This window comes from Streptomyces rugosispiralis (assembly GCF_024505145.1).
GTDB classification, from domain to species: Bacteria; Actinomycetota; Actinomycetes; order Streptomycetales; family Streptomycetaceae; genus Streptomyces; species Streptomyces rugosispiralis.
The window spans coordinates 1-9,735 of the sequence record NZ_JANIAA010000088.1; the positions used below are offsets into that span (position 1 = coordinate 1).

Here is a 9,735-nt window from a genome sequence, read left to right on the forward strand (position 1 = left end):
TGATGCGGCGAAGTTGGTGGCGGCGCGTGGCCGGTTGATGCAGGAGTTGCCCGCCGGTGGCGCGATGGTCGCCGTCCAGGCGTCCGAGGACGAGGTGGCGCCGCTGCTCACCGAGGGCGTCTCGATAGCCGCTCTCAACGGCCCGACCTCGGTGGTCATCGCGGGCGACGAGGACGCGGCTCTGGAGATCGCTTCCGGTTTTGAGGCGCGGGGTCGTAAGACCAAGCGGCTCGCCGTGAGCCATGCGTTCCACTCGCCGCGTATGGATGGGATGCTGGAGGCGTTCCGCGAGGTGGCGCAGGGGCTGAGCTACGAGGCCCCGCGTATCCCGATCGTCTCCAACCTCACCGGTGGCGTGGTGTCCGCCGAGGAGATCACCAGCCCCGACTTCTGGGTGCGCCACGTCCGCGAGGCGGTTCGCTTCCTCGACGGCGTTCGGACGTTGGAGGCCCAGGGCGTCACGACCTACGTCGAGTTGGGCCCCGACGGTGTGCTCTCCGCCATGGGCCAGGACTGCCTCACCGAAGGTGACACGGCGGCCTTCGTCGCCGCCCTGCGCGGTGGCCGCCCCGAGGCCGAGGCCCTCACCACCGCCCTCGCCGCCCTGCACACCCGGGGACTCGCCCTGGACTGGGAGGCGTTCTACGCCGGAACCGGAACCGGAACCGGAACCGGCACGCGGCGCGTGGAGCTGCCGACGTACGCCTTCCAGCGGCGGCGCTACTGGCTGGACGTACGGACGGCCACCGCGACCCCCGAGGCCACGGCTCAGAGCGCGGTCGACGCCCGCTTCTGGGAAGCCGTCGAGCGCGCGGACCTGGCCTCGCTCGCCGAGACCCTGAATCTCGGCACCGAGGACAACGGCGCGTTGGAGGCCCTGCTGCCCTCGCTGTCGTCGTGGCGGCGGCAGCAGTCGGAGCGTTCGACGGTGGACGGCTGGCGCTACCGGGTGTCGTGGAAGCCGGTCACCGACCGTTCCGCCGCGTCCCTGACCGGCGGCTGGCTCGTGGTGGTACCGGTCGAGGCGGCCGAGGACGTCTGGGTCGCGGGTGCCGTACGGCTGCTGAACGACCGTGGCCTCGACGTACGCCGTGTCGAACTGACCGCCGACGACGACCGCGCCACGGTGGCCGAGCGGCTGGCCGGGGCCATCGGCGACGCACCCGTGACCGGCGGTGTGCTCTCCCTGCTGGCCCTCGCGGACAGCGACAACGACAGCGATGGCGATGGCGATGGCGATGGCAATGCCGACGGGCTGCTGCGGACGGTCGCGCTGACGCAGGCCCTGGGCGACGCGGGCATCGGCGCGCCGCTGTGGGTGGCCACGCGGGGCGCGGTGGCCGTGGGCCGTTCGGACGGCATGGTCAGCCCCGCGCAGGCGCGGCTCTGGGGTCTGGGCCGAGTGGCCGCGCTGGAGGTGCCCGAGCGCTGGGGCGGTCTGGTCGACCTCCCGGAGACGGCCGACGAGCGTGCGCTGGGACGGCTGGCGGAGGCGCTGGCCGGTGCCGGTGGCGAGGACCAGGTGGCGGTGCGGGCGTCGGGCGTGTTCGGACGCCGCCTCGTCCGGGCCGCCGTGCCCGCGTCCGCGTCCGACAGTGGCTCCTGGACACCGGGCGCCGGTACGACCCTGGTCACCGGCGGTACGGGCGCGTTGGGCGCGCAGGTGGCGCGCTGGCTGGTCGCGGGCGGCGCCGAGCATGTGCTGCTCACCAGCCGCCGTGGCCTCGACGCACCCGGCGCCGCCGAACTGCGCGATGAACTCGCCGCTACCGGCGCCCGGGTCACGGTCGCCGCGTGCGATGTGGCCGACCGCGAGGCCCTGGCCGGGCTGCTGGCCGGGCTCCCCGCCGAGCTGCCGCTGACGGCGGTGGTGCACACGGCCGGGGTGCTGGACGACGGCGTACTGGACTCGCTCACCCCCGAGCGCTTCACCGGCGTGCTGCGCGCCAAGGCGGCCGCCGCGGCCCATCTCGACGAGCTGACACAGGACCTGGACCTGTCGGCCTTCGTGCTGTTCTCCTCGATCAGCGGCACGTTCGGCGCCGCCGGACAGGGCAACTACGCGGCCGCCAACGCCTACGTGGACGCGCTCGCCGAGCGGCGCCGCGCCCAGGGCCTGCCCGCCACCTCGATCGCCTGGGGCCCGTGGGCCGAGGGCGGGATGGCCACGGACGGGGCGCTGGAGCAGCGGCTGCGGCGCGGTGGACTGCCGCCGATGGGCGCCGAGTTGGCGATCGGCGCGCTCCAGCGGGCGCTCGACCTCGACGACACGGTGGTCACGGTCGCGGACATCGACTGGGACCGGTTCGCACCGGACTTCACCGCCGCGCGGCCCAGCCAGCTGCTCGTGGACCTCCCGGAGATCCGCGCGGCGGCGGAGGCCACCGTCACCGAGCCCGCCGCCGACGGCTCCTCGCTCGCCGCCCGGCTGGCCGGGCTGGGCGCGGCGGAGCGGGACCGGCTGCTGCTGGACCTGGTCCGTACGCAGGTGGCCGCGGTGCTCGGACACGACGGCTCGGAGTCCATCGGCGCCGACCGGGCCTTCGGCGAACTGGGCTTCGACTCGCTGACCGCCGTCGAGCTGCGCAACCGGCTCGGTGCCGCCAGCGGCGTCCAACTGCCCGCCACCCTGGTCTTCGACTACCCGACGGCCTCCGCCCTCGCGGACTATCTGCGCGGCGAGCTGATCGGAACGAGCACCGACGCCGACGCCTCCCGCCCGGTTTCCGTGACGGCCGCCGCCGATGACGACCCGATCGCCATCGTCGCCATGAGCTGCCGCTTCCCGGGCGGGGTGCGGTCGCCCGAGGAGCTGTGGCAGCTGCTCACCGCGGGCGGGGACGCCATCGCCGAGTTCCCGGCCGACCGCGGCTGGGACCTGGACGCGCTCTACGACCCGGACCCGGACACGCGCGGCACCTTCTACGCACGCGAGGGCGGATTCCTCTACGACGCGGGCCACTTCGACGCCGCGTTCTTCGGGATCTCACCGCGTGAGGCGCTGGCCATGGATCCGCAGCAGCGGCTGCTGCTGGAGACCTCATGGGAGGCGTTCGAGCGCGCGGGCATCGACCCGGCGGCGCTGCGCGGCACCTCAGCCGGGGTGTTCGTCGGCTCCAACGGGCAGGACTACGACGCCTCGCTGCACACCGTCCCCGAGGGCGTCGAGGGCTACCTGGGCACGGGCAACGCGGCCAGCGTGGTCTCCGGCCGGCTCGCCTACACCTTCGGTCTGGAGGGCCCGGCGGTCACCGTGGACACGGCGTGTTCGTCGTCGCTGGTGGCGCTGCACTGGGCGATCCAGGCGCTGCGCCAGGGCGAGTGCTCGCTCGCGCTCGCGGGCGGTGTGACGGTCATGTCGAGCCCCGGTGCGTACATCGAGTTCAGCCGCCAGCGCGGGCTGGCCCCGGACGGCCGCTGCAAGGCGTTCGCGGCGGGCGCCGACGGCACCGGCTGGGGCGAGGGCGTGGGCATGCTGCTCGTGGAGCGGCTGTCGGACGCCCGCCGCAACGGCCACCCGGTGCTGGCGCTCGTCCGTGGCTCCGCCATCAACCAGGACGGCGCCTCCAACGGTCTGACCGCGCCCAACGGCCCCGCCCAGCAGCGGGTCATCCGCCAGGCGCTGGCCGGTGCGGGCCTGTCCGCCGCCGAGGTGGACGCGGTCGAGGCCCATGGCACCGGCACCCGGCTCGGCGACCCGATCGAGGCGCAGGCGCTGCTGGCCACCTACGGCCAGGAGCGGGACGCGGACCGGCCGCTGTGGCTGGGCGCCATCAAGTCCAACATCGGCCACACCCAGGCCGCGGCCGGTGTCGCGGGCATCATCAAGATGGTGCTGGCCATGCGCCACGGGGTGCTGCCGCGCACCCTGCACGTGGACGAGCCGTCGTCGCACGTGGACTGGTCGGCGGGCGCGGTGTCGCTGCTGACCGAGCAGGTGGAGTGGCCGGAGACCGGCCGTCCGCGCCGCGCGGGCGTCTCCTCGTTCGGCTTCAGCGGCACCAACGCCCATACGGTCCTGGAGCAGGCACCGGTCCACGGCGCGGCGGATGACAGCGCACCGCGGCACCCGCTCGTCCGGCCCGATGTGGTGGCCTGGCCGCTGTCGGCCAAGGGCGAGGACGCGCTGCGGGCCCAGGCCGAGCGGCTGCGCGCCCACCTCGCGGCCGAGGCCGGGCCGGACCCGGTGGACGTGGCGTACTCGCTGGCCACCACCCGGTCCGCCCTGGAGCACCGCGCGGTGGTCCTCGGCCCGGACCGGGACCGGCTGCTCGCGGGGCTCACCGCCCTCGCGCGCGGCGAGTCCGCCGCGCAGCTCATCCGGGGCGTGCCCGCGGAGGGCCGCACCGCCGTGCTCTTCACCGGGCAGGGCAGCCAGCGGCTCGGCATGGGCCGTGAGCTGTACGAGGCCAGCCCCGTGTTCGCGGAGGCGCTGGACGCGGTCTGCGCCGAGCTGGACCGGCACCTGATGCGGCCGCTGTACGACGTGCTGTTCGGGGACGACAAGGAACCGCTGGACCGGACCGGGTTCACCCAGCCCGCCCTGTTCGCCGTCGAGGTGGCGCTGTTCCGGCTGGCCGAGGCCGCCGGGCTGCGGCCGGACGTCCTGACCGGGCACTCCATCGGCGAGCTGGCCGCGGCGCACGTGGCCGGGGTGCTGTCGCTGGAGGACGCCGCCACGCTGGTGGCCGCGCGCGGCCGGCTGATGCAGGAACTGCCCTCCGGCGGCGCGATGATCGCGCTGCAGGCGGCGGAGGACGAGGTCGAGCCGCTGCTCACCGAGCGCGTCGGCATCGCCGCGCTCAACGGGCCCACGTCGGTGGTCATCGCGGGCGACGCGGACGCGGCCGTGCGGATCGCTTCCGGTTTCGAGGCGCAGGGCCGTAAGACCAAGCGGCTCACCGTGAGCCACGCGTTCCACTCCCCGCTGATGGACGGCATGCTCGCCGAGTTCCGCAAGGTCGCCGAGGGGCTGACCTACAACGCGCCGCGCATCCCGATCGTCTCCACCGTCACCGGACAGCAGATCTCCGACGAGCTGGGCATGGCCGCCGACTACTGGGTGCGTCACGTCCGCCACGCCGTCCGCTTCCTCGACGGGGTCCGGACGATGGAGGCCCAGGGCGTCACCACCTACGTCGAACTGGGCCCGGACGGGGTGCTGTCCGCCATGGCGCAGGACTGCGTCACCACCGGGGACGAGGGCGCCGAGGACGTGGCCTTCGTGCCCGTGCTGCGCGCCGGGCGCCCCGAGACCGAGACGCTGACCGGAGCCCTCGCCACGCTGCACGTCCGGGGCGCGGCGCTGGACTGGGAGGCGCTGTTCGCCGGGACCGGCGCCCGCCGCGTCGAGCTGCCCACGTACGCGTTCCAGCGGCGGCGCTACTGGCTCGAGGGCACCCCGCACCCCACGCCCGGCCAGGAGGCCACGGCCGGCGACACGGCCGGTGCCCGGTTCTGGGAGGCGGTCGAGAGCGACGACCTCGCCTCGCTGTCGGACGCCGTGGGCATCGACGTGGACCAGCCGCTCAGCGCGCTGCTCCCGGCGCTGTCCGCGTGGCGGCGCCGCGAACGCGAGCGGTCCGCGCTGGACGGCTGGCGCTACCGCGTCACCTGGAAGCCGCTGGCGGAGCCCCGGCTCGCCGCCGCCCCCGGCGTCTGGCTGGTCGCCGAACCGGCCGGAGCCGCGGGCCAGGCCGACACCGTGCGGCGGGTGGTGGCCGCGCTGGCCGACCGGGGCGCCGACATCCGGCGCATCGCGGCCGACGGCGCGGACCTCGACCGGGCCGCCCTGGCCGAGCGGATCCGCCGGGCCGCCGCCGACGAGCCCGTGCACGGCGTGCTGTCGCTGCTCGCGCTGGACGAGCGTGCGCACCCCGACCACCCCGCCGTGCCCACCGGGCTGCTGCGCACCGGAGTGCTGGTGCAGGCGCTCGGGGACGCGGACCTGGACGCCCCGCTGTGGTGCGCCACCTCCGGCGCCGTCGCCACCGCCGCCTCGGAGCCGGTCGGCAGCGCCGCACAGGCGCAGATCTGGGGTCTGGGCCGGGTGGTCGCGCTGGAGCACCCCGAGCGCTGGGGCGGTCTGATCGACCTGCCCACGACGCTCGACGAACGGGCCGCCGACCGCCTGGCCGGTGTGCTCGGCGGACACGGCGACGGCGACGAGGACCAGCTCGCGATCCGTACGGCCGGAGTCCTGGCCCGCCGCATCGCGCACGCCGAGAGCACCCACGCCGAGAGCACCCACGCCGAGAGCACCCACGCCGCGGGCGACCCGGCCGACAGCGCGCACTGGCGGCCGCGTGGCACGGTCCTGGTCACCGGTGGCACCGGCGCGCTGGGCGCCCATGTGGCCCGCTGGCTGGCGGAGAACGGCGCCGAGCATCTGGTGCTCACCAGCCGCCGTGGCCCCGACGCCCCCGGCGCCGCCGAGCTGCGCGGCGAACTCGCCGCGTCCGGTGCCCAGGTGACCGTCGCGGCCTGTGACGTGACCGACCGGGACGCGGTGGCCGGGCTGCTGGCCCGGATCCGCGACGAACACCCCGAGCACCCGCTCACGGCGGTCGTGCACACGGCGGGCGCCGGGCAGTTCGCACCGCTCGCGGAGACCACCCCGGCCGATGTCGCCGATGTGGTGGCCGCCAAGGTGGCGGGCGCGGCCCATCTGGACGCGCTGCTCGGCGCCACCGAGCTGGACGCCTTCGTGCTCTTCTCCTCGATCGCCGGGGTGTGGGGCAGTGGCGGCCAGGGCGCGTACGCGGCCGGGAACGCGTTCCTCGACGCGCTGGCCGAACAGCGCCGCGCCCGTGGCCTGCCCGCCACCTCGGTGGCCTGGGGCCCGTGGGCGGACGGTGGTCTGGTCGCCGACGACGAGGCGGCCGAGCAACTGCGCCGCCGCGGCCTGCCGGTGATGGCCCCGCACTCCGCCATCGCCGCACTCCAGCAGGCGCTGGACCGGAACGAGACCGCCGTGGCCGTGGCCGACGTCGACTGGGGCCGCTTCGCCCCCGCCTTCGCCGCGGCCCGCCCCCGTCCGCTCATCGCCGATCTGCCCGAGGTGCGCGCCGCCCTCGCGGCGGACCCGGCCGAGGGCGCGGGCGGTGACGGCACGGCGGAGGCACCGGCGGAGGCCCTGCGGCAGCGGCTCGCGGGGCTCACCGGGCCCGAGGCCGAGAAGGTCCTGCTCGACCTCGTCCGTACGGAGGTCGCCGCCGTCCTCGGACACGACGACACCACGGCCGTCCAGGCGGGCCGGGCCTTCAAGGAACTGGGCTTCGACTCGCTCACCTCCGTCGAACTCCGCAACCGGCTCAACGCGGCCACCGGACTCCAGCTCACCGCCACCCTGGTCTTCGACCACCCGACGCCCAGCGCCCTCGCCGGTGTGCTGCGCGCCGACCTGTTCGGCGAGGACACCACCCCCGGACTCCCGGTCCTCGCCGAAATCGACAAGCTGGAATTCACCCTTTCCAACGTCTCCGACGACGCGACGGAACGCGAGCGGGTCACCGCGCGTCTCGAAGCGTTGCTGCGGACCTGGAACGAGAACGAGAGCGCGGCGGGCGCCGACGGTGCCGACGACGATGAACTCGACCTCGACGCCGCCTCCGCCGAAGACATCTTCGACATCATCAACAATGAATTCGGAAGGTCCTGACGTGAAGACCGCCCTCAATCCAACTGACCTCATCAGGAGGTGACGTTTCCGTGGCTAGCGCGAACGAAGAGAAGCTTCTCGACAATCTGAAGTGGATGACCACTGAGCTGCGCCGGGCCCGTCGCCGCCTGACCGAGGTGGAGGCGGACGCGCAGGAACCGATCGCCATTGTGGCGATGAGCTGCCGTTTCCCCGGTGGCGTCGGTTCGCCGGAGGATTTGTGGCAGTTGGTCGCGGAGGGCGGCGACGCCATTTCCGGATTCCCCGCCGACCGCGGCTGGGACATCGAGGGACTGGCCGATCCCGACCCCGACCGCAAGGGCACCTTCTACAACAGCGGCGGTGGATTCCTCGACGGCGCCGCCGAATTCGACCCCGGATTCTTCGGCATTTCGCCGCGTGAGGCGCTGGCCATGGACCCGCAGCAGCGGCTGCTGCTGGAAACGTCCTGGGAGGCGTTCGAGCGCGCCGGAATCGACCCGACGTCCGTCAAGGGCAGCCGCACCGGCGTGTATGTGGGCGCCTCGGCCATGGGCTACGGCTCCGATGTCCTGGGCGCGCCGGAGGAGTTGGAGGGCCTGCTGCTCACCGGCGGCGCCACCAGCGTGCTGTCCGGCCGTATCGCCTACACCTTCGGCCTCGAGGGCCCGGCCGCCACGATCGACACCGCGTGCTCCTCGTCGCTGGTCGCGCTGCACTGGGCGGCCCAGGCGCTGCGGCAGCGCGAATGCTCGCTCGCCCTCGTCGGCGGCGTCACCGTGATGCCCAACCCCGATGTCTTCGTGGAGTTCAGCCGTCAGCGCGGCCTCGCCCCCGACGGCCGCTGCAAGTCCTTCGCCGCGTCGGCGGACGGCACCGGCTGGTCCGAGGGCGTCGGCGTACTGCTGGTCGAGCGGCTCTCGGACGCGCGCCGACACGGCCACCAGGTGCTGGCCGTGGTGCGCGGCAGCGCGGTGAACCAGGACGGCGCGTCCAACGGTCTGACCGCGCCGAACGGCCCGTCCCAGCGGCGTGTCATCCGCCAGGCGCTGGAGAACGCCCGGCTGTCCGCCGCCGAGATCGACGTGGTCGAGGCACATGGCACGGGCACCACGCTGGGCGACCCCATCGAGGCGCAGGCGCTGCTGGCCACCTACGGCCAGGAGCGGCCCGAGGGGCGGCCGCTGTGGCTGGGCTCGCTCAAGTCCAACCTGGGCCACGCCCAGGCGGCGGCGGGTGTCGCGGGCGTCATCAAGATGGTCATGGCGATACGCCACGGCCTCATGCCCAAGACCCTCCACGTCGATGAGCCGTCCCCGACCGTGGACTGGACGGCGGGCGAGGTGTCCCTGCTGACCGAGGCCCGCCCCTGGGACGAGACCGGCAGGCCGCGCCGGGCCGGTGTCTCGGCCTTCGGCGTGAGCGGCACCAACGCCCACACCATCCTGGAGCAGGCCCCCGAGCCGGAGGCCCCGGAGGATGCTCCGGAGCCGGACGGGGACGCCACTCCGGCCGCGAACGCCGCGCCGGTCACCGCCCGCGTGCTGCCGTGGCTCCTCTCCGCCAGGAGCGCGGCGGCGCTGCGCGACAACGCCCGGCGCCTCGCCTCCCACCTCGACCGCGAACCCGCCCTCGGCACCGCCGATGTGGGTCACTCGCTGGCCACCGGCCGGGCGGCGCTGGAGCGGCGCGCGGTGCTCGTGGGCGAGGACCGCGCCGGGCTGGCCGCCGGTCTGGAGGCCCTGGCGCGGGGGGAGTCCGCGACCGGGCTGGTCGAGGGCACGGTCGCCGAGGGCGAGACGGCGTTCCTGTTCACGGGGCAGGGGAGTCAGCGGCTGGGGATGGGGCGTGAGTTGTATGACGCCTATCCGGTGTTCGCGGAGGCGTTGGACGCGGTGTGTGCGGAGCTGGATCCGCATCTTGAGCGGCCGCTGAAGGGCGTTCTGTTCGGGGATGACGCGGCGGTACTGGATCGGACGGGGTTCACTCAGCCCGCGTTGTTCGCGGTTGAGGTGGCGTTGTTCCGGCTGGTTTCGGAGGCGTGGGGTCTGCGGCCTGACTATGTGTCGGGGCATTCGATTGGTGAGTTGGCTGCG

At 74.4% G+C, this 9,735-nt stretch carries 2 protein-coding genes; both read left to right on the plus strand.

Features of this window, described 5'->3' with window-relative positions; genetic code table 11:
- The coding region (locus NP777_RS46090; RefSeq protein WP_256656186.1) for a type I polyketide synthase at window positions 1-7,660 on the plus strand (7,660 nt) is incomplete at its 5' end.
- Window positions 7,661-7,710: 50 nt separating this feature from the next.
- Window positions 7,711-9,735: type I polyketide synthase (locus NP777_RS46095; protein ID WP_256656187.1), on the plus strand; the 2,025-nt coding region annotated here is incomplete at its 3' end.